This is a genomic window from Clostridium sp. YIM B02551, from assembly GCF_022324735.1.
GTDB lineage: Bacteria > Bacillota > Clostridia > Clostridiales > Clostridiaceae > Clostridium_T > Clostridium_T paridis.
In genome coordinates this window covers 1-22,096 of record NZ_JAKGTF010000008.1, presented here as the reverse complement: position 1 = coordinate 22,096, position 22,096 = coordinate 1, and the positions used below count along the sequence as shown (strand labels likewise).

Sequence of the window (22,096 nt, the reverse complement as noted above, 5' to 3'; positions counted from 1 at the left end):
AGTCAATAACCACCTTCCTTTATATAACCCTCTACTAGAATATCTTCTCCAACAACTTTGGTTGTAACCTCATTTAATCTAAAACATTCATCTATGCTATTTACGCCTTCTCCTTCTACTGAAGTTTTGGCATCCCTTCCTCCGATTATTTTAGGTGAAATATAATATTGAACTTTATCAATTATGCCTTCTTTTAATGCTGAATAATTTAAGGTTCCTCCACCCTCTAATAAAATTCCATCTATATTTTTTCTTCCAAGTTCCACAACTAGCTCCTTAAGGCTTACCTTTGCATCTTTCTCCGGCAAGACAATAACCTCTATACCTTTGTTTCTTAGAATATCAACTTTTTCTTTTGGCGCTTTTTGAGTTGTAGCTATAATACAATGAGAGTTTTCATTTATTTCTAAAACCTTTGAATCTAGTGGAATTCTCAGATTACTATCAACTATAATTCTTTTTGGATTTCTTCCATTAGGAATCCTACAAGTTAATTGAGGATTATCTATTATCACAGTATCTACTCCAACCATTATTCCTGATAATGAGTTCCTAAGTACTTGAACTTCTTCTCTCGCCTCTTCTCCTGTAATCCACTTTGATTCACCAGTATGAGTTGCTATCTTACCATCTAAACTTATGGCAGATTTTAATACTATAAACGGCTTTTTAGTTACAATGTACTTATTAAACACTTCATTTAGCTTTTTACATTCTTCCTCTAGTATTCCTACTTCAACTTCTATCCCATGCTCTAATAACTTATTGATGCTCTTCCCCGCTACTAATGGATTTGGATCTTTTTGTCCTATAACAACTCTAGCAACTTTATTCCTTATTAATGCATCAACACATGGTGGAGTTTTACCGTAATGATGACAAGGCTCTAATGTCACATAAACTGTGGACCCTTCCACACTCTCTACAGCACTAGATAATGCATTTACCTCTGCATGAGGTCCTCCATAAAATTCATGAAATCCCTCCCCGATTATTTCATCATCTTTTACAATTACTGCACCTACCATAGGATTAGGATTAACTTTTCCCGCTCCTTTTATAGCTAACTCCAATGCTTTTTTCATGTAAAATACATCCACTAAATTCCCTCCCTTTAAAAATAATTTCTATATTATTTTTTCCTTTTTTAAATAAAAAAACCTGAGTTATTAAAACTCAGGGCATTAAAATCAAATATTATCCACAATGAATAAAAAACTATAGTTTTTTTCCACAAAAGATAAACAAAAAGCTCTGAAATTATAAAATTTCAGAGCTATGCATTCAATCAAAGTATATAGCTAACCTAATAAATAGATTACACTATACTCTTAATAATCTTCTTTCATCCAGACTTTACTGTCGGCCTCGGAATCTCACCGAATCTGCTAAAATAGCTCGCGGGCTTTACCGCCGGTAAGGAATTACACCCTGCCCTGAAGACTTATATATAATTTTATACTAAAAGCATATATTAACGTCAACCACTTGTCAATTAATTAATGACTAGGTGTAAATCCGCAATATCCTATTTTATCGCATCTATCTTTCATTTCCTCCCACTTGCTATTCTCTTTAATAGTTTCAAGTGCTGAAGGATATAGAATATAATTTTCTTTAAATATATGATCTCTTAGATTAAATATAAGATATTTTGCTGTTTCATCTAAATCTGATTTAAATGCTTCAAAGTTCACATATTTAGCATTCTCTCCAAGAGATTTTATTCTTCTCTTTTTCTCTCTTAAATCCTCATGTTCCATTTTCATAATTCTTGTAGGACCAGTTATCCCTAAAGCTTCCATCTCAGGGAAAAGTACTTGTTCTTCTCTTTGATGGTGATTCTCTGCATCTAATATATTATCAGCTAACTCAACTAGCTCTCTAGCTATATTACCTTCTTCATCATAATTATTCAGCTTTTGAATTTTATTGTTTAATACCTCTAGCTTCTTTAAGAGCTTTAATATTTCCTCATGTTCTTCTATCATAGTATTTAAAACGTGTCCCTCAGTAATGCTTGTCTTGATCTTATCCAATTCATCCTTAAGAACTTCCATATGAACTTCACACAAGCCTCTTAATTCTTGAGGATTCATTCCTTCTTCTATAAGATTTTGTTCTGCTATAGATAATTCAACTGGACTTATTTCTTTAACTATACTTAAAGCCTCTTGTCTAACTTCCTCGGTTGCACCTTCTTGATTTAACTTCTTTAATATTATTGATAAATTCTCTATTCTTTCCTTGTTCATCTTATTCTCCTCCACTATACCCTTTGAAACAATATACTGTTTTCTTTATAAATATGGATAAATAAATCTTTTTCTAAGTCATGTAGCTTATTATATACAAGTTTAAAAGTTGTACATGCTCCTTCTGGTGCTTTAAAGTCTCTAGTAATCTCTTCTAGTTCCTTTAGGATATCTCCTGCCCCATCATGCTCTGCTTCAGTCTCTTCTATATATTTCTTAACTTCTACTCTTAGATTTTCATCTTTGGTAATAAAATATCTCTCCATTAATGGGAATAGATTCTTCTCTTCTTTTATTAAGTGTTCCTCTAACTCAACTTTAAGACTTCCAAATAACCTATGAACTTTAAGTAGCTCTTCACTATGATGTTCAAAATGAACCTTAAGTATTTTTAGTAAAAGTTCATCTATCTCTTTAATACTTCTAAAAGTGTACGCATGGTGTGTATTAATTACATTTTCAATTAGTTTAATTGAATCAACTTCTCTCCAGTCGATATATTCACTATTGGAATTTTTGAATTTCTCATATTCTTCATTTAACTTATCAACAAAAACATCAACATTTAATGCCTTTTCTCTTAAAGCTGCTCCTAAGCTATCATGTCCTCCACAACAATAATCTATCTTTATATCATTAAATATTTTTGTCGAGTCCGGGAAAATTGAAACTACTTCTCCTAGCTTTAAATTCTCATTTATAACTCTACTCATAAATAATAACCTCCTGAATTTCTTCTCTTTATGAGTTAATATTAATCCAATTTCGAATTTTAAAATATGATTTAAATCACAAATAAAAAAAGATAAAAAATCAATTTCATACTATGATCTGAAATTAATTTTTTATCTTATCATTTATTCAACATATTCAACTAATGCTTCTCTATCCTTTACAACTATAATCTTATTTCCTTTAAGTTCGATTACCCCAAGGTCTTCTAACTTAGATAGTTTTCTGCTTATAGTTTCCCTTGTTAATCCTGTATAATTAGCCATTTCTTCTCTATTTATAGGAAGCTTTATTTGACTTACTCCATCCTTTTCCTCTCCATACTTATCTAAAAATTCTAAAAGCATGTGAGCTATTCTTATTTCTGCATCATTCGTTGCCAAGTTTTGTGCTAGTTCCTCTGTTTCTGAAAGTTTTTTAGTAACTTCCTTTAATATCTTAAATGCAATAGCTGAATTTTTTTCTAATATCTTATCCATATCTTCTTTAGTCAACGTACATATCTTAACTTTGCTAATAGCTATTACAGAAAACTTATATATATTTTCATCCGTAAACAGATTAAGTTCTCCGAAGAACTCACCTTCTGAAAGAATTCTTATAATCTGCTCCTTTCCATCCTTAGTTATTCTAGACAGTTTAACTTTACCTTCATTTATAATAAATAATGTCTCAGAACGTTCCCCTTCCTGACATAGTACTTCACCATTTTTATATTCTCTATGTCCTGTCATATCTTTTATTTCTTTTAATTCAGCCTCTGATAAAAATGAAAATATCGGAACCTTCTTTACACACAAATCGCTATGATTACAATTTCCACAATTACAAACTTTCATATGTTCACCCCTATTTAAATAAAGTTACTCTGTAAAATCAATATGATATAATATACTTACATTATATAATTAATAGGAGGCTATTACTATGGTAAAACATGAAGATAAAGTGAGAATTTATATTGGAACATATACAAAGACTGGTAGTAAGGGCATATATACACTTACTCTAGATAATTCAAATGGTAAATTAGAAGATTTAAAAATTGCTGGAGAATTAGACAATCCTACATACATTACTTTAGACTGTAAAAATAACAGACTTTTTGCTGTAGCTAAAGAAGGCAGTAATGGCGGAGTAGCTAGCTTTTCCATAAATACAGAAACTGGAGAATTAACTTTTATAAATAGTCAGGTATCTCCTGGATCTCCTGCTTGTCATGTTAGCATGAACAATGATAAGGATTACTTATTTTCAGCTAATTATCATACTGGTGAAGTCAGATCCTACTCTGTTAATGAAGGCGGAGTTCTTAGCAACCCAATTTCAGTAAAACTTCATGAAGGATCAGGCCCAAATAAAGATAGACAAGAAAAAGCTCATGTTCATTTTGTTGAATTAACTCCTGATGAAAAGAATCTTTTTGCAGTAGACTTAGGTATTGATAAAGTAGTAAGCTATTCAGTTGATAACGGCTCATTAGTTTACGATTCTGATACTACTATTACTTTACCAGCTGGTGCAGGTCCTAGACATTTGACTTTCCATCCATCTATGAATTTTGCATACTTATTATCAGAACTTTCATCAGAAGTATTTGTATTAGAAAAATCTGCTGACGATAATTCTTATAAAATAAAGCAACAAATTTCTGCTCTACCAGAAAACTTTGATGGTGAAAGTATAGCTGCAGCTATCCATTTATCACCTGATGGTAAATTCCTTTATACTTCAAATAGAGGTCACGATTCTATCGCAGTATTTTCAGTAGATTCTAATTCTGGAGAAGTTGAATTAAAGGCTATTACACCTGTTGGAGGAAAAGGTCCAAGAGACTTTGATTTAGACCCTACAGGTAAATTTATAGTTGCTGCTAATCAAGATACTAATAACTTAACTTTATTTTCTATAGATAGGGTAACCGGATTATTGACTAAACTTGAGCAAGAGATTTCAATTCCTACTCCAGTATGCGTTAAATTCCTATAATATATAGATTTAAATTTCTATGCTTTCCTTTTGTATACTAACTAACTAATAAGTGCATACTTCCAATATATTAATTTTACTATATAATAAATATTAAATGTAAAATTATAAACAATATTGGAGGTACTAAAATGAATGAAGTTTTAAAAGCAATTGAAGCAAGAAGAAGCATACGCGCTTATAAGCCAGAACAAATTAAAGATGAGGAATTAAATGAGATATTAAGAGCTGGAAACCTTGCTCCTAGTGCAATGAACCAAAAACCTTGGAATTTTACTGTAATTCAAAATAAAGAACTTATAGAAAAATTAAATGATTTCTGCAAAAAAGCCATGCAAAGAGATAACAACAAAGATTTAAATCTTTTTTATAATGCTCCTACACTAATAATTGTTTCTAGTGATGCTAAAGCTATAGCTCCAGAAATAGATGGAGCCCTTGCTTTAGGCAATATGTTCTTAGCTGCAGAATCTCTAGAAATAGGTTCTTGTTGGATACATGCAGTAAAAGCTTTATATTCTACTGAGGAAGGTAAAGAATTAATAAAAGAACTTAATTTACCTGAAGGATATTCTATAATAGGTTCAGGAGTTTTTGGATATAAGGTTGCTCCTGCAAATACTCCAAGAAAAGAAGGAACTGTTAACATAATAAAATAAAGATCAAAAATCGCACTAATAGCTTAGTGCGATTTTTTAATTTATTTATATTAGTTTTCTTAATTCTTCTATAGTTTCATTTGCTTCTTTAGTTATCTCCTCTGGGTAACCTATATATTCTAGAAGCTTAATGGCATTACTTTTAGTTCCTATTCCTCTCTTAATATGGTAATCAAAAATTAATCCCTTTTCCTTACTAACATCATCTTCAAAATGATAGAAATTATATTTATCATCAAAAGATCTAGTTATTTCTATATCATGAGTAGAAATAAGACATAGTACTTTTGCCTTGTGGAAATAATTAAGCAATGCTCTAGAAGCACTAATTCTCTCCAGTGGATTAGTTCCTCTAAATATCTCATCTATAAAGCAAACAACATTCTTACCTTTTTCTTGTTCTTGAAGAATATTTAATATAGCCTTAGCCTCCCCCAAATAATAGCTTCTGCCCTCTAAAATATCCTCCTTAGGATTTAATGAGGTTATTATGTGGAAGAGGTCCCCCTCATATCTTCTTGCCGTACAAGTATATAATGTTTGAGCAAAAAGACAATTTAACGAAATCATCTTTAGGAATGTTGATTTACCTGACATATTACTTCCAGTTATTATTGCTCCAGTTTTATTAACTTCTATTGAATTAGCAATTGGATTTTCTAACAATATATGATATCCTTCTTCAATTTTTATCTCTTTCTTCTTAGTAAATTCAGGTTTAGAATAATATCTTAAATCTTCTCTTAAGGCAGCTATAGAGCAATAAGTATCTATTTCTCCTATTAATTTATATGCAGCATATAAATCTTCTCTATACTTAGGCAATATTTCAATAAATTTATAATATCCTCTTTCTTGAAGTAAGAAAAATAAAAATATTAAATCTAACAGAGAATCTATTTCCTCACTCTTTGATATATAGAACATTTCTTTATTTATAGGTTTTATTCTTTCATAAATATCACAAGCTTTATCCCTAAACTCTCTAAATTCATAATCATCTATTTCTTTAATCTTCTTTAATGTATTTATAAGTTTAGCCAAGTAAGGTATATTCCAGAGTTCAAATTTATTTTCCCTATGATAATGTATCTCGATATTTACAAGATAAATAACCAAAGCAACAAATATGAATCTTAAATCTATCCAAATAGCCCCTAGTATACATAACGGAATAAGGCTTCCTATTATCATATATACTAATCTTTTGAGCTTGCTTCCCTTTTTATCATCAAGTATAAAGGAGAGTACTTCTCTTTTCCCTTCTCTACCTAAATCAAAAAATAAGTAATTTAACTTATCTCTTAAGTTTTTATTCTCTTTTATTTCATCAACTATTTTATCTCTTTTTTCAAGTTCCTTAATATCAAAGATAGGATTTGTTAAAGTATACATTAGCATAGCTTCCCCAGGAGAACTATTAGTTCTATCAACAGTCTTAAATACTTCCTCCATTGATAAATCTTCAAAGCTTTGATCATTTATGTAATTTTCTTCTTTTTCTACACTTCTTATTATGTTGCAGTCTTCTTTTATCTTCTCAAGATTTCTCTTGGATTTATGACTTTTAGGCCAATAAGAGTTTATAAGTCCTAGCATTTGTTGTTTATTAAATCCCAACATCAAAAGTTCCTCCAAATATAAAAATAACCATAACCTATTATAGCACACTTATAATAAATTATGGTAAATATGGTTTTATGATACATAGTCTATAAGTTCATAAATATTGTCAAAAACTTTATTATATTCTAGTTGTTTTCTACCTATAACTACTACTTTAACCTGCTCTTTTAATGCAGCTTCTATCTTTTGAACAGTTCCACCTTCTACACCTGAATCCTTCATTATTATTGCTTCGCACTTATATTCCCTTAAAACAGCTCTATTAAACTCTTCTGAGAACACGCCTTTAACTGCTATTATATCTTCAGGCTCAATTCCAAGATTACATAGTTCCTCCATGACTTTTAATGATGCAAGAACTCTGTGAATGATTCGATTTTCTATTTTTAAATCTATAAATTTTTTTATATTTCTACTGCCTGTTGTATTTAATATATTCCCTTTTATGCTAGAAAGAGAGTTATTAAGTTCACTATAATCCGATATTATATTAACTAATCTATGCCCCCTATATTTATCAATTACTGAAGGTCTTTCGTATCTTATATATTCAATTGATAACTCATTGGCCACTTCCATGGCATTTATCGATACCTCTAATGCATAGGGATGGGAAGCATCGATTAGCTTTCTAACTCCATTCTCTTCTAGCATATTTTTTAGTTCCTCTTTATTTAATGGCTTAGTGTTTAAAAACTTATATTTATATCCCTTTAATAACTCTCCACCATAATTAGTAGCTGTGGATACAAATATATCTTCTGTGAATTTATTAAGTCCTTCTAATAATTCTTTTCCTTCTGAAGTACCTACAATTAATCCTATCATTTTTATTTCTCCAATTTATATCCTCTCGGTGTTATAAAGAAACCATCTTTTATAAAGCTTTTTGAATTCCCTATAATTACTATAGAAAACATGTTAACTTCTTCATCTATAAAATCCTTAAGAGTAGTTATCCAATATTCTTGTCCCTCTCTTAATGCATTTTTTACAACCCCTACTGGAGTATTTTCTCCTCTGAATTCCTTTATTATTTCTATTGCCTCTTTTAAGTAATGAGGTCTTCCTTTTGATTTAGGGTTATATAATGAGATAATAAAATCCCCTTCTGCTGCGAGCTTAACTCTCTTTTTAATATCTTCATAATCTGTCATTAAATCTGAAAGAGAAATATTACAATTATCATGCATAAGTGGTGCTCCTAGTATAGTTGCAGCTGCTGAAGATGCCGTTATTCCAGGTATAATCTCAACTTCTTCATTCCCTCTAAGCTCTAATATAAGCCCAGCCATTCCATATATTCCTGAATCTCCTGTACTTATTAATGCAACATTTTTCTCTTTTGAAAGCTTAAGTGCTTCTCTACACCTTTCTTCCTCACCCTTCATTCCATTAGAATAAATTTCTTTATCCTTAACTATGGATTTTATCATATCTATGTACTTATTATATCCAACTATTATATCTGATTTTTCAACTACCTCTTTTGCTCTAAGAGACATATGTTCAATTCCCCCAGGACCTATTCCTACTACATAAAGTTTTCCCATGCTATTCTATCCTTTCTCCAATACAAAGGGTCATCCCTTCCTTTGCAATTCTATTTACTAATATATCTCCATCACTTAAGTAAACACATGGCTCTGCCACAGAGCTTACCCCTATAGATTTTTTTACAAATTCACTACCTTTAAATAAATGTTCAACCTTTTCTATACTTTCTCTTGTATGAATATCCATCGGAACTTCAAGCTCCTTCGCTAAATTTAAAATAGCCTTTTCTTTACTCTTTAAATCTACAGTACTTATCTTAGCTACTGCTTTTAATAAATATCCATGCTCAATTAATGCTTCCTTTATAAATTCACTTAATTTATCTGATGACGTATCCTTCTTACACCCAATGCCTAGTATTATATTTTTTCTTATAAGTACAAGAGCATCTTCATTTAACAATTTATTTGTAACAACAACTTTTCCTTTTGTATCTATATCTTCCTCTACATATCCTTCTGGTATTTCTATCTTACCTAATGTATCTATAAACCCTATCTTCTCACCTTCTGTAAGCAAACTAGAAATTTCTTTTGCTTTCTTCATATCATTAATTAGTAGATTATTTTCTTTAGCTATAATATCCGGCGCCTTTATTCCTAATGCATCTGTAGCTGTTGTTATTACTGGAGTTGCATTAATTACTTCTGAAACCTTAAGTGCTAATTCGTTTCCGCCTCCTAAATGTCCGCTTAAGAGACTTATAGAAAACTTTCCAACAGCATCCACCACAACTACACCTGGATCCACTGTTTTTCCTTTTAAATATGGAGCAATTGCTCTTAAAGCTATTCCAGTTGAAGAAATAAATATAATTCCTCTAGCATTTTCCATAGCTTCCTTTGCAACATTACTTAATCCAGCTCTTACTATAACTTCTTTAGTAATTATCCTTCCACCTAATTCTCCTGATATATTCTCAGCTATTTTATCTCCTAGCTTCGATAAACTTAGAATATATAGCATTTTCTATACTCCCTTTCTAAACTCGTGAGTAAAATGCTTATCATAAAGTAAGGATTTTTCATACTCACAATCAATAAATTCCCCTACTAATATTTGAGCAGTTTTCTTTATCCCTGCCTCTTTTACTTTTTGTGAAATATCATCTAAGGTTCCTACTATTATTCTTTCATCCTCCCAAGTAGCTTTTTCTATCACTGCAATTGGGACTGTCCCTGTACCATATCCCTTTTTAAGCTTATCAACTACTTTATCAATCATCGATACTGATAAAAATAGTGCCATGGATGCCTTATGCGCTGCTAATCTTTCTAAGTCTTCTTTCTCAGGTACTGGAGTTCTTCCTTCTACTCTTGTTAAAATTACTGTTTGACTTACACTTGGAAGGGTGAATTCTTTTTTAATAGCTGCTGCAGCTGCTGTAAAGGAGCTTACCCCTGGAATTACTTCATAATCTATTGAAAGCATATCAAGTTCATCCATTTGTTCCTTTATTGCTCCATAGATTGATGGGTCACCAGTATGAAGCCTAACTATTGTTTTTCCTTCAGAATGTTTTTCCTTTATTACATTTATAACATCCTCAAGTGTCATATTTGCTGAATTATATATTTCGCATTCTTTCCTGCAAAACTCTAAATGCTTTGCATTTACTAAAGATCCTGCGTATATTACTACATCACATTTAGTTAATATATCTCTTCCTTTTACGGTTATTAAGTCTACATCTCCAGGACCTGCTCCAATAAAATAAAGCATAAATACCCCTCCTTATCTACTTGCTAATATAAGTGACATATATTCACACTCTTTAAAGATTTCCTCTTTATCGTATATTATAGCTTCTCCTTCTCTACCAGCTCTTCTTACCATAACATACTCAAAACCTTTTTCTTCAAGAGTCTCAATTACTTCTCTTTCCTTTTTATATACCTTCATTACAACAACATACTTCTCATCTCTTATTTCATTAACTTTCCCTGCTGGAATAACTAATAGAGCTTCATTCCCCATAACTACTGGCCTGTCTGTTAATGATGCAGCAGCACAAAATGAAGTTATTCCTGGAATCGTTTCTACTGTAAAACCATTATTCTGTATATATTTAAGAAGGTGTACGTATGTTGAATATACTAATGGATCTCCTATAGTTAAAAAACTTACGGTTTTGCCCTCTTCTAATTCTCTTTTTATAGTCTCATATATCTCTTGCACTTTCGATTTAGTATCTTTTTTTCCCATAGGGAAATGAGCAATTATTACCTTAGTATCCTTATTTATATACTCCTTAGCTGTTTCATATGCAATACTTACTCCCCCTTCTTCTGAAGTTGGTGCAACTATAACCTCTGAAGCTTCTATTGCCTTAACCGCTTTTAGTGTTAATAGTTCTGGATCTCCTGGGCCCATTCCTATTCCATATAATTTATTCATTTGTAGTTTCCTTTCTTCCACTAACTATAAAGATTCCATTATTGCTTGTTAGCATATAACTTCCTTTTACATTCTTGCTTATGTTGACCTGCGTTATCTCAATATTATAATTTAAAGCCTTTAGTGTCTCACATGCCTTATAACAATTATCTATAGTAATAAAGTTTAAAACTATTTTTCCTAAGTTCTTAAGTTTTTTATGAGAAACTGAAATTATTTCTTCTAAGTTTCCTCCACTTCCACCTATAAAAATCCCATCAAAATTATCATCAGTGAAATCATTTAGCGTCTCTAATGCCTCACCTAATATAACTTCAAGATTGTCACAATTAAATTTATTTTTATTCTCTAATATAAGGTCAAAAGCATCTTGCTCTTTTTCAATAGCAATCACATCTTTGCACATCTTGCTCATTTGAACGGACACAGACCCTGTTCCAGCCCCTACATCAAGTACTTTTGAAGAGTCTTTAAGTTCCAATTTAGAAATTGATAAAATCCTTACTTCTTCTTTAGTCATAGGAACCTTTCCTCTTATAAACTCTTCATCTTTTATATATATCATTCTCTCTCCACCACCAATACGCTTAAATTACTAAACATTTTACTCATTATTTCTTCAGGTGCTCCAATAGTTATTTTCTCATCTTCATAAGATAAATTTTCCCCTACATAAATTCTAGCCTCTATGTTTTCTTCAAATATATCCTTTGCCAATTTATTAGGAGTATTTTTATTGTCAGTAAGCCATATGGTAAGTTTTGAAGATTTTATTTCCTCAATAAATTCTCCTTCTCTTCCATGTAGTGAAGATAATTTCGCTTCATTCCAAGGAAGAGACAATTTACTCATTAAATATTGAAAGGAACTTAATCCTGGAATCACATTTATTTCTTCTTGCAAGTTTTCTTTTAGATAGTTCAATACTCCATAAAAGGTTGGATCTCCAGAAGCTACTATACTAATGTTTTTATCCACATTATCTTTGATTATATCCACAATATCTGCAAGTTTTTGCACTTTTTTCTTAGTATTATCAACAAAAGCTATTGAATCTATAGCTCTACTAAAGCCTATTATTAGTGAGCTATCCTCTAGAACTTTTACAGCTTTTAAAATCATATACTCCTTACTTCCAGGTCCTAATCCAACTAAATTAATCATAGTTCTCCTTTTCACTTGCAAATAAAAGCTTGGGTTCTTTTCCTCCCCAATATAAGACTACTTCAACTTCTATTTCATTACCAGTATATTGCTCCATTTTATTCTTAACCTTAATTCCTATATTCTCATATACTTTATGATACTCCTTAGGAATGATTTTCACAGCACCTTCTGTGGTCTTTTCATTATATACTTTATTAACTAAATCCAAGGGACATCCCATTAAAGCTAACTCTAAGGCAAGTATTTCTAATCTCATATCACATACCTTTGAGTGGGTATTAAATACTCCTCCCGCAACTTTTCCAAGCTTTCCGATATGCCCAATTATAGTAACTTTTCTAACCCCATTATATTTGGCTGCATCTAATGCACTACCTACATAGTTTGATATAGTTACCATCTTGTTTTTGTCATATCCCAAGGTCTCTCCATATCTTTCTCCCATATTTCCAAAAATAAATATTATGTCTTTATAATAGGCAGACTTAGCTCTCATTTCTATTTCAATGGTTTCCTTAAGAGCCTCTTCTGACATTGGGTAAACTATACCAGAGGTTCCTAAAATACTTATTCCACCCTCTATATTAAGTCTTGGATTAAAAGTCTTTTTTGCAACTTCTTCTCCCTTTGGTACGTAAATAGTTATTTCAACTCCATTATTTTCTGGAAGTACACTTAGCACTTCTCTTTTTATCATTTCTCTGGGAACTGGATTTATAGCAGGCTCACCTTTTTTCACGTAAAGCCCTTCTCCCTTAACTACTCCTACACCTTTTCCACCCTTAAGAATATAACCACTTGGAATCTTCTTTGCCTTTGCCCATATATCAAGCCCATGGGTTACATCTGGGTCATCTCCTCCATCCTTTATAATGGAACAGCATATATAATCCTCCCTTTTTTCAATGGAATCAATCTGTAGATTAAGCTTTATTCCACTTGGAGTATCTATTTCTACATAATTTAATTTCTTTTCGCTATACAGCATCATAGTTGCTGCCTTAGCTGCAGCTGTTGCGCAAGAACCAGTTGTATACCCACATCTAAGCTTTTTCCCACCTGCATTTACATACATTTCAAACATTATTCTCTCTCCACTAAAAGGTACATTAAAGCATTAACTATAGCTGCTGCTACATTGCTTCCTCCTTTTCTACCTCTTATTGTTATCATAGGAATATTTAGCTTCTCTATTTCTTCCTTCGACTCCTTTGCTCCCACAAAACCAACAGGCGCTCCTATAATAAATTTAGGACTTGCTTTTCTTTCTTCACATAACTCTTTTAAAATAAACAATGCAGTTGGTGCATTCCCAAACACAAAGAATTCTACCCCTTCCTCTACTGCTTTGCTAACAGCTGCCATTGATCTTGTTGTTTTTTCTTCTTTTGCCTTCATAGCCACTTCTTCTAGTGAAACATATGTTATTACTTCACACCCTAGATCTTTTAAAGCCTTTTTATTTATACCAGCTGCAACCATGTTGGTATCAGTATATATCTTCACTCCACTTTTAAGTAACTTCTTAGCTTCTTCTATTGCACCTTCTCTTATATAAACTAAATCTTTATATTCAAAATCTGCTGTAGTATGTATAACCCTCCTTACAATTGAAAGTTCTTCCTTATTAAAGTTATGCTCGCCCATTTCTTTTCCTATTATTTCAAAACTCTTTAATTCTATTTCCATAGGATTTTTAACGTAATGCATCTTTTCTCTCCTTACAACTAATTATAATTTCTTTTATAAAATCTAAATTAGAGAAAAAGTGTACATGTCCATATGCCCCAAGAGTATTATTTTTTATATATCCACATGTCCACTCTTTTAATCCCCCGTTAAAGGTCTTTTTATTAAGCTTATACACAGTTTTATTACTACATTCAACCTTAGATTTATGGAACTCATGAGAATTTATTGATAAATTTCTTTTAATTAATTGATTCCTTGAGATATCTATGTGATTATATCCAAAATTATTTAACGTCTTAGTCATATAAGCTTCTCCATCAAAAAAGCCAACCATATTAGTATTATCAATAGACTTCATTAAATACATAAGCCCTCCGCACTCAGCATAACAGGGCGTACCTTTTTCTAGTTCATTCCTTAAACTGCTTAGAAAACTAGTATTTCTAGTAAGTTCATTACTGAAAACTTCTGGATATCCTCCACCTAAATATATCAAGTCCAAATTTTCTGGAACTTTTTCATCTTTTAGAGGAGAAAAATATATAACTTCTCCAGCCTCCTCCAGAAGTTCTATGTTCTCCTTATAGTAAAAAGAAAAGGCTATATCTTTTGCAATTCCTATTCTAATTCCTACGGAATCCAAGTGATAATTATCTTTAAATTTATCTGTTTCCTTCATTAATTCTAAGATTGAATTTACGTCTACATCTTCTTCTATAAGACTTGATACAACATCAATCTTTTCTTGTAAATCTGTAATCTCTTGACTTTGAACAAGCCCTAAATGTCTTGATCCTAAAGTAATTCTATCATCTTTGGGTAAGTACCCTAAAACCTTTATATTTAATGTTTCTTCAATTAATTGCTTAAGGAAAATATAATAAGATTTGCTTATATTATTTAATACTATTCCTGCAAATTCACAGTCTGAAAAATTAAGTATTCCTTTTAGTTCTGCTATAAAAGTAAGACTTGAAGCCTTGGGAGAAATTACAAGAATAATCGGAAGTCCTAAAATTTTTGATACATGTGCTGTTGAGGCTTCTATAGTTGTTCCTATTCCATCATACACACCCATAACCCCTTCAATAATTCCTATATCCTCATTATTCCTACTATAAGCTGCCTTAAGTCCTTCTTCTCCCTGTAAAAAGAAATCTAAATTTCTAGAAGGCTTTCCTGTTATTTTTTCATGAAAGGCTCCATCAATATAGTCTGGTCCCACTTTATACCCTGCTATATCATAACCTTTTTTCTTCAATAGATTCATTAAACCTATTGTAAATGTTGTTTTGCCTCCTCCAGATGAATTTGATGCAATAACTACAGATTTCATATAAAAACTCCTTCAAGATACTTATTACGCTCCACTATAATTCTATCCCTTTAAATTTTCTCCAAACCCTTGGAATTTACCACTTAGGGCATCTTCTAGATGCTTCATATAAATACTTCTTACTTCTTCATATTCACCTAAACCAACATTGAATTCTTCAACTTCTATTCCCTCACCCTTAAGTGTAGATGCCCAAGAATCTTCTTTCTTTGAGAAAATATCTTTTCTAGCATGATCTCCTACTACAAGTAAGAATGGTGCTAGTACAACACTTTTTATATCTCTATCTTTCAAGTATTTTATAGTATTTTCTAATGATGGATACGCCTCAATTGTTGCAATTATTATATTACCATGGTCTAAATCTCTAAGCCTATTTTGAAAACATCCATAACAAGAGTTGCCTGGGTGATGAGTTCCATGCCCTGCTAATATAACCCACTTATTTTTAGGTAGATTATTTGAAATTGCATAAACTAAATCATCATAATCTAAGTTAACCTCATCAGATTGAAAATATAGCAAAGGACGTCCTACTCTTAAATAATTGAACTTACACTTGTAAATATTAGCTACCTTTTTTATATAATCAAATTCTTGTCCAGGTATTATATGTAAGGGTTGTATAGTTACCTCTTCATATCCTTCATTCAGTAAAGAATCTAACGCTTCTTCTGGCGTAAAAATGCTGATATCATGTTCTTTTTTTAGTTTTTTGATAATCTTATGTGAAGTAAATGCTCTAATTACTTTATACTCTTTCCCAAATCTTTCTTCAACTTCTCTCTCCATCGGTACTATATTTTTTTCTAATGCATCTAAGTAAGATGTCCCAAAACTTAAAACTATAATTGCTTTTTTCATAACAAACTCCTTTATGTAAAAAAATAAAACCTTCTGAATAATGTCAGAAGGCTATGAGAAATAATCAAGGTAATCCTAAAATCACTTTGTCCATTTAGCCACCCTCTCCATCGCTCGTAGAGATGAATTTTTATCGTGAGACTTGATTAATACTTGTTTAAAAATTGCGGTTTCTGGCAATTTTTATGGCATGTATTACTCTTAGCCGAACAAAAATTCCTAAAAAGTTTTTTAGTGAGACTCAATTTTATGGCATGCATAAATTCCTAGTCGAACTTAAAAACTTTGAGAATTTATAATGTGAGACTTAATCAGTCGCATAAAAACCCTATTAGTGTAAAAACTTAGGCAGGTATTCTGGCTCAAGTGTCATAATCTTAGCTTATCTTCCCAGTTTCCCAGTGATTCTATAACTAAGACTCTTCTTTTACAGCGGCGGGACCGCACAGGAATCTCACCTGTTTCCCTATTATACTAATTCCCTTTTGGGACATTTAAAGGCTTTATTTAAATAAATTTATTTTATCCTATTAGTCACCTATGTTTTATCAATATTTACTTTGTATGAAGATTATAGCATTGTAGTATAACTATGTCTATAACAATACTTACTATTAATAATGAACTCTTACTAACCAGAATTTTATCTTTTTATCACTCCACCCTAGATCCCAAGGAACATTATTTCTATCAGTATTATGACAAGTAACTAATGTATACCCCTTTGAATCTACTCCTGATACTACAGAAATATGTGTGATATCGCCTTTTTTTTCATAGGCCACAAAATCTCCCGGCAACAATTTATATGATGCCTTATAAACTTTTTCATAACTTCCATGTGCAATAACAGATGCTCTTCCACTATGTATCATATATGAGGTAAACTTATCTGCATTTACCCATGGTCCTGTAGCACTTCCCTTACTATAATTCCAAGTAGAGTTTTTTTTGAATTTACCTCCTTCATGGAGTACTTGTGATGCAAAGTTTGCACAATCTCCTCCTTCTGGATTAAAATCTCTATAATTCTTATTATATTTAAATCCATACTCAGGTAGTGAAGCAGCTCCGCAGTAGGTATCTGCATATTGCATTGCTCCCTTTCTTCGTTCATTTATGTCGGAAATATCCCTAGTTTCCTGGGAAATAATATGTTGTTTTATACTTTCTGCTTTTATATTGTCTAAACTAAGGGAATCAGCAAATGGATCTGTATACCATTCCTTAGTTATTACCCATTCTCCTTCTTGTTTAGTAAGTTGTAAAGAATGATATGTACCTATTCTAGAACTATTAACAATGTCCGGAAGATTTTCATATATATATTTATACTCTGTGTTACACATTATATTAAAGGAATATCTATCATTCCCACCTCTACTTCTTCTTATAATTACTTTAGGAATTATTTCAGTGAATTTAACTCCTTGCTTTTCTGCCCAGTTATTTAAATATTTCACTTTTCTTTCTTCATATTCATAAGCCCATTTTCCATACTTACTATTTGTATCATATAGTGATTCTATTAGTTCTAAGTTTTTATCCAAAATAGCCTTATTTCTATTAATAAATATGTCTTGAACAAATTCCACCAGTTCCTTATCTTCTGCTTCAGAAAGAGTAGTTTTTTCTTTATTATCGTCTAACTTATCTTCAATTAGTTCAATAGCTTTCTTTACTTCTTCATCATCTACTGGTGCACCTTTATACCAGCTTCCATCACTTTCTTTCCAGTTTCCAAAATATTTTGCTTTTATTATTATTTCTGGCCTATACTCAAAGTGAAGAATATCAAAATGCCCCCATTTTCCTCCCCAAACAAAGTTATTCTTTTCAAAAACCTGAACTAAATCCTTTGAATATGACTTAAGTCTTTCCTCTGCCTTTTTTTCAGTACTCCACTTCCAATAATCTCTAGGATCACTTTTAAGATCTATCGCTATTCCAAAGGAGTGTGGACTTAATCTTCCAGTACCTGAGATAACTCTATAGTTATAAGTTCCACTAGCTGGATAAAGACAATTAGATATATCTGGTTTTGTCTTTGCTAATGGTATCAATTCTTTTAATGATGTTTCTAATGCTGTTCTAGCTCCGTTTTTATCATTAAACCTATAACCTGCAAATCCATATTGTAATGGCTTTAGATTTTTCTCAATCTCTCCTTTTGATGATCCATATACTTCATGTAATAAGTCATAATTTCTTCCTCTTCCAGGATCAAAGTCCTTTTTCATCACTGTTGTTGTAAATTCCAATGGATAAACTTGTTCTAACATATCTTGAAGATCAGGATTATCTAATTTTTCTTCATGCCCTTTTTTTCTCATATCATCATATAATATCTTTTTGCCAGACTTCATTATAATTAAAGTTCTACTGCCATCAATCTCAATATCTTTTATATACCCTGGATAAGCTAACATAAGTGTCAATATATCTTGCTTCATTTTGCTTTTATATTCTTCATTAATGATTTCTTGTGACATAACTGGCATTTGAATATTTAGCAATATACACACTAAAATCATTGATATCCATTTTTTCATCCTTAGTCACCTCATCTAGTAGCTTTAATTTTTTTTATAACTATATACTGTCCAAAGAAATCGCATAGTATGTAATATGAGTTTTAAATATGAAACTTAATTTATGATTATTATTAATTCTAGTTGAACTTAAAACTCAACTGAATTTTTGATAGTTTTTAAATTTTTTTTACTTACAAAGTTCTTAAACTATAGTATAATTTTCTGAAATAATTCATTTTGAAGGAGGGCATGAGTATGGATCCTATAAAACTTTCTAAAGAAATTCATGATGATATTATCAACTGGAGAAGGGAACTTCATAAAATTCCTGGAACAGGCTTAGATATAGAAGAAACTTATAATTTCGTTTGTAATGAATTAACTAAAATGAATATTGAGTTTATCACTCTTAGCAAGACTGGAATATGCGCACTAATTAATGGCGAAAATCCTGGTCCCACTATTGCCATTAGAGCTGATATGGATGGATTACCTATAAAAGAAGAAACAGGTTTAAAATTCGCCTCAAATAATAATTGTATGCATGCTTGTGGACATGATGCCCACACTTCAATGTTACTTGGAACAGCAAAAATTTTATCTAAATATAAATCTATACTAAATGGTAATGTTAAGTTGATTTTTCAACCTGCAGAAGAAATCTCAGCTGGAGCAGAACCTATGATTGCTGAAGGAGTTCTCGAAAATCCAAAGGTAGACCGAGTTTTAGGACTACACATAGGTGGATTTTTCCCAGAAGTAAAGGCTGGCATGATTGGTGTGAGAACTGGATATACAACTTCTGCAGTTGATAAATTATCAGTAACAATAAACGGCAAAGGTGGTCATGGTGCTTTACCACATCTTTGTGTAGATCCAATATCAATAGGTGCTGAAATGATTTCTGCTCTTCAAAGAATAGTCAGCAGGGAGATAAATCCTCTTCATCCAGTAGTTATTACAATTGGTTCTATTGAAGGTGGTTCTACTTGGAACATCATTCCAGAATCTGTGCACTTTCAAGGCACAATTCGAACAATTTTTCCAGAGGATAGAGAACTAGTTGAGAAAAGAGTTATTGAAATCTGTAACGGAATAGCTTCTACTAATGGATCATCTGCGGATGTAGTTTATGATAAGATTTGTCCTTCTGTTAATAATAACTCAGAAGTAACTAAAAGCTTTATGAAATCAGCTCTTAAAATTGTTGGAGAAGAAAACTTAGTATACTTAAAAGAACCTACTATGGTTTCTGAAGATATGGCTTACTATCTTCAAAATGTCCCTGGAACATTCTTTTTCCTTGGCTCAAATAACCCTGAAAAAGGAATTATCTATCCACATCATCATCCTAAATTTGATGTTGATGAAGATGTTCTTTGGATAGGTCCAGCAATATTTGTTCAAGCTGTATTAGATTATCTTTAAAAAAATCGTCAAGGCGATTATGAGCCGTCGATTTTTTTCTCGCATCTGCCTTTCCAAACGCATGTGAGGAAAATTTGGCAGGCGACTAATTCTATTTTTTATTCTTTAGGGGGGCTAGTAAATCCTTAGATTATAATTCAAACTTATAATGTTATCTACAACCTTAAAATATTATAAATTCCTAAAGAATAATAAAGCTAATAAGGTCATGGAGATTATAACTCTTCCATGACCTTATCATTATTTATAAATCACTAAATTATTATTTATGAAATCTTTGAATGGTCCTTCTTTAACCTCTTTCCATTCATTATTTTCTAACTTAAGATCAATAGTAATTTTTTTAGCCTCATCTGATATATTAGGATTTTCAAAATACTTACACATTTTACTTGTTGCAAGTTCCATGACTTTTTTCATAAAAGCATCTTTAGTTTTATATTCTTTAGCTAATTCTTTCATTTCACTTTCAGATACTATTTTGTCTGGAGTTAACTCCTTACGATCTAATATCATAGGATTAACTACAATTTCAACTTTAGCATTTTCTTTATCAACATTAACAGTATTAATGTCATATTTTATTTTTGTCATTCCTCTTCTTAATGAATCCACTAGCTTATTTAAGGTTTCTTTATCAATTCCACTTGCATCACTCGCTATACCCTCACTAAATCGCTTGTCCAACTCATTTGTAAATTGCTTTACTTCATCATTGGATATTCCTAGTTTCTTGGAATCACCCATCTCACTTTTCACTGCTAAATCCATATAAAATTTTATGTACTCACCTGGTGATGGTGATGTTTCAGTTGGTTTTTTGCTACATGAGATTAATAACGCCATAGACATTATAAATGCCAATGATAATGTTAAAACTTTAAAATTCTTCTTCATTTTCCCCCTCCTTCCGTCTAATTATATCACCCTAAATCTAATTATAAAATCGAAGTTTTTTCCAAAATTAAAGCCATGAAAACTTTAATTTATCTCCATGGCATATCTGTTATTTATAAATAATTAAATTATTTTTTATAAAGTTTTCAAGGGTTCCTTCATTTACTTCTTTCCATTCACCTTTTTCAACCTTCAATTCTATAGTCACTTTTTTAGTTTCATCAGATATCTTAGGATTCTCGAAGTATTTGCATAATTTATCTATAATTATTTCTGTTGCTTTCTTTTCCAATGTAGCTTGATCTGTATATTGTGAAGCCAATTGCATAATCTCATCTTGCGATATTAGCTTATCTGGACTAAAGTCATTTTGTTCTATTACCATTGGATTTATTGACATTTCAACCTTAGCACTCTTACTATCAGATTCTACTGTCTTTATGTCATATTTGATTTGTGACATACCTTTTCTTATTGATGTAACCATTTTGTTTAGGCTTTCTTTATCTACGCCACTAGTGTCATTTTCTACAACCTTACTATATTGACTTTCCATTTGATCCTTAAACTTCTTAACTTCATCACTAGATATACCTAGTTTTGCCGCATCTCCTTCAGTATTCTTCACTGCTAAATCCATGTAAAATGTTAAGTATTGATCTGGTGTGACCGCTGGTTTTTTGCTACATGCAGACATTAAGGCCATTGACATTACTATAGCCATTACTGCTGAGAAAAACTTAATATATTTTCTCATATTATCCCCCCCTTTTTTTCATACATATCATCATATGAGGGGGTGAAATGATTGGTTACTAGAAAATATAACTTTTTAGTAATTTCTTTTATAGTTAATTATGTATATAAATAATACAAGCCATGGAAATCATTAAAATGTACCCGTTGTAAAGGACAGTTTAAAAAAAGACTATATAGCAGACTTAAGAAGATGATTTCTGTATT

General features: G+C 31.2%; 22 protein-coding genes, 1 pseudogene and 2 riboswitches. Of the genes and pseudogenes, 3 read left to right on the top strand and 20 right to left on the bottom strand.

The annotated features are described in order from the left end of the window. Nucleotides 1-2: 2 nt before the first annotated feature. From ribD to L1S47_RS10620, 4 genes are all read right to left on the bottom strand, one after another. Nucleotides 3-1,100 (bottom strand): bifunctional diaminohydroxyphosphoribosylaminopyrimidine deaminase/5-amino-6-(5-phosphoribosylamino)uracil reductase RibD, encoded by a 1,098-nt coding sequence (gene ribD, locus L1S47_RS10635; RefSeq protein ID WP_238883546.1) that lies wholly within the window; start codon nucleotides 1,098-1,100, stop codon nucleotides 3-5. 233 nt (nucleotides 1,101-1,333) lie between these two features. Then, a riboswitch (FMN riboswitch) is annotated at nucleotides 1,334-1,448 on the bottom strand. A 51-nt stretch (nucleotides 1,449-1,499) separates the two neighbouring features. Further along, complete coding sequence (locus tag L1S47_RS10630; RefSeq protein WP_238883545.1) at nucleotides 1,500-2,255, bottom strand: DUF438 domain-containing protein; 756 nt, start codon at nucleotides 2,253-2,255, stop codon at nucleotides 1,500-1,502. A 14-nt stretch (nucleotides 2,256-2,269) separates the two neighbouring features. Next, nucleotides 2,270-2,968 (bottom strand): iron-sulfur cluster repair di-iron protein, encoded by a 699-nt coding sequence (gene ric, locus L1S47_RS10625; protein WP_202766710.1) that lies wholly within the window; start codon nucleotides 2,966-2,968, stop codon nucleotides 2,270-2,272. Between the two features lie 144 nt (nucleotides 2,969-3,112). Then, the gene (locus L1S47_RS10620; RefSeq protein ID WP_238883544.1) at nucleotides 3,113-3,826 is read right to left on the bottom strand and encodes a Crp/Fnr family transcriptional regulator; all 714 of its coding nucleotides are present in this window, start codon (nucleotides 3,824-3,826) and stop codon (nucleotides 3,113-3,115) included. 88 nt (nucleotides 3,827-3,914) lie between these two features. Here L1S47_RS10620 and L1S47_RS10615 point away from each other — a divergent pair, with 88 nt between their 5' ends. Together L1S47_RS10615 and L1S47_RS10610 are read left to right on the top strand one after the other, a co-directional pair. After that, nucleotides 3,915-4,976, top strand: coding sequence for a lactonase family protein (locus tag L1S47_RS10615; protein WP_238883543.1), 1,062 nt, complete (start codon nucleotides 3,915-3,917; stop codon nucleotides 4,974-4,976). Nucleotides 4,977-5,107: 131 nt separating this feature from the next. Then, nucleotides 5,108-5,635 carry a nitroreductase family protein gene (locus L1S47_RS10610; RefSeq protein ID WP_202766707.1) on the top strand — a complete coding sequence of 176 codons (528 nt, stop codon included), beginning with the start codon at nucleotides 5,108-5,110 and terminating at the stop codon, nucleotides 5,633-5,635. A 45-nt stretch (nucleotides 5,636-5,680) separates the two neighbouring features. Here the strand turns inward: L1S47_RS10610 and L1S47_RS10605 are convergent, their stop codons facing one another. The 14 genes and pseudogenes from L1S47_RS10605 to L1S47_RS10540 form a co-directional block, all read right to left on the bottom strand. Further along, nucleotides 5,681-7,258 carry a hypothetical protein gene (locus L1S47_RS10605; protein ID WP_238883542.1) on the bottom strand — a complete coding sequence of 526 codons (1,578 nt, stop codon included), beginning with the start codon at nucleotides 7,256-7,258 and terminating at the stop codon, nucleotides 5,681-5,683. Between the two features lie 75 nt (nucleotides 7,259-7,333). Then, a complete protein-coding gene (locus L1S47_RS10600) occupies nucleotides 7,334-8,089 on the bottom strand; it encodes a cobalt-precorrin-6A reductase (protein ID WP_238883541.1) in 756 nt (251 codons plus the stop codon). A 2-nt stretch (nucleotides 8,090-8,091) separates the two neighbouring features. Continuing rightward, nucleotides 8,092-8,814 (bottom strand): precorrin-3B C(17)-methyltransferase, encoded by a 723-nt coding sequence (gene cobJ, locus L1S47_RS10595; protein ID WP_238883540.1) that lies wholly within the window; start codon nucleotides 8,812-8,814, stop codon nucleotides 8,092-8,094. 1 nt (nucleotide 8,815) lies between these two features. Further along, the gene (cbiG, locus tag L1S47_RS10590; RefSeq protein WP_238883539.1) at nucleotides 8,816-9,784 is read right to left on the bottom strand and encodes a cobalt-precorrin 5A hydrolase; all 969 of its coding nucleotides are present in this window, start codon (nucleotides 9,782-9,784) and stop codon (nucleotides 8,816-8,818) included. A gap of 3 nt (nucleotides 9,785-9,787) precedes the next feature. Further along, the gene (gene cobM, locus L1S47_RS10585) at nucleotides 9,788-10,540 is read right to left on the bottom strand and encodes a precorrin-4 C(11)-methyltransferase (protein ID WP_238883538.1); all 753 of its coding nucleotides are present in this window, start codon (nucleotides 10,538-10,540) and stop codon (nucleotides 9,788-9,790) included. A 12-nt stretch (nucleotides 10,541-10,552) separates the two neighbouring features. Beyond that, the gene (locus L1S47_RS10580; RefSeq protein ID WP_238883537.1) at nucleotides 10,553-11,215 is read right to left on the bottom strand and encodes a cobalt-factor II C(20)-methyltransferase; all 663 of its coding nucleotides are present in this window, start codon (nucleotides 11,213-11,215) and stop codon (nucleotides 10,553-10,555) included. After that, nucleotides 11,208-11,780 (bottom strand): precorrin-6Y C5,15-methyltransferase (decarboxylating) subunit CbiT, encoded by a 573-nt coding sequence (gene cbiT / locus L1S47_RS10575; protein ID WP_238883536.1) that lies wholly within the window; start codon nucleotides 11,778-11,780, stop codon nucleotides 11,208-11,210. Before cbiT ends, L1S47_RS10580 begins: the two co-directional genes overlap by 8 nt. Then, complete coding sequence (cbiE, locus tag L1S47_RS10570) at nucleotides 11,777-12,379, bottom strand: precorrin-6y C5,15-methyltransferase (decarboxylating) subunit CbiE (protein ID WP_238883535.1); 603 nt, start codon at nucleotides 12,377-12,379, stop codon at nucleotides 11,777-11,779. The genes cbiT and cbiE overlap by 4 nt, the downstream gene beginning before the upstream one ends. Next, entirely contained in the window at nucleotides 12,372-13,466 is a 1,095-nt protein-coding gene (cbiD, locus tag L1S47_RS10565; RefSeq protein WP_238883534.1) for a cobalt-precorrin-5B (C(1))-methyltransferase CbiD, read from the bottom strand. Before cbiD ends, cbiE begins: the two co-directional genes overlap by 8 nt. Then, nucleotides 13,466-14,092, bottom strand: a complete 627-nt coding sequence (locus L1S47_RS10560) for a precorrin-8X methylmutase (protein WP_238883533.1) — start codon at nucleotides 14,090-14,092, stop codon at nucleotides 13,466-13,468. Before L1S47_RS10560 ends, cbiD begins: the two co-directional genes overlap by 1 nt. Then, the gene (locus tag L1S47_RS10555) at nucleotides 14,079-15,410 is read right to left on the bottom strand and encodes a cobyrinate a,c-diamide synthase (RefSeq protein ID WP_238883532.1); all 1,332 of its coding nucleotides are present in this window, start codon (nucleotides 15,408-15,410) and stop codon (nucleotides 14,079-14,081) included. The genes L1S47_RS10560 and L1S47_RS10555 overlap by 14 nt, the downstream gene beginning before the upstream one ends. Nucleotides 15,411-15,452: 42 nt before the next feature. Then, nucleotides 15,453-16,274, bottom strand: a complete 822-nt coding sequence (locus L1S47_RS10550) for a sirohydrochlorin cobaltochelatase (RefSeq protein ID WP_238883531.1) — start codon at nucleotides 16,272-16,274, stop codon at nucleotides 15,453-15,455. Nucleotides 16,275-16,603: 329 nt separating this feature from the next. Continuing rightward, nucleotides 16,604-16,787: riboswitch (cobalamin riboswitch) on the bottom strand. Between the two features lie 101 nt (nucleotides 16,788-16,888). After that, the gene (locus L1S47_RS10545; protein WP_373689066.1) at nucleotides 16,889-17,935 is read right to left on the bottom strand and encodes an amidase domain-containing protein; all 1,047 of its coding nucleotides are present in this window, start codon (nucleotides 17,933-17,935) and stop codon (nucleotides 16,889-16,891) included. Continuing rightward, a pseudogene (locus L1S47_RS10540) lies at nucleotides 17,921-18,826 on the bottom strand (M15 family metallopeptidase); the annotation flags it as partial. The pseudogene L1S47_RS10540 and the gene L1S47_RS10545, both read right to left, overlap by 15 nt. Nucleotides 18,827-19,063: 237 nt before the next feature. Here L1S47_RS10540 and L1S47_RS10535 point away from each other — a divergent pair. Beyond that, nucleotides 19,064-20,236, top strand: coding sequence for a M20 family metallopeptidase (locus L1S47_RS10535; RefSeq protein ID WP_238883530.1), 1,173 nt, complete (start codon nucleotides 19,064-19,066; stop codon nucleotides 20,234-20,236). 240 nt (nucleotides 20,237-20,476) lie between these two features. Here the strand turns inward: L1S47_RS10535 and L1S47_RS10530 are convergent, their stop codons facing one another. Then, a complete protein-coding gene (locus L1S47_RS10530; RefSeq protein ID WP_238883529.1) occupies nucleotides 20,477-21,133 on the bottom strand; it encodes a DUF5105 domain-containing protein in 657 nt (218 codons plus the stop codon). Between the two features lie 109 nt (nucleotides 21,134-21,242). Further along, nucleotides 21,243-21,890: a DUF5105 domain-containing protein gene (locus tag L1S47_RS10525; protein WP_238883528.1), complete on the bottom strand. Its 648-nt coding sequence runs from the start codon at nucleotides 21,888-21,890 to the stop codon at nucleotides 21,243-21,245. Nucleotides 21,891-22,096: the final 206 nt, after the last annotated feature.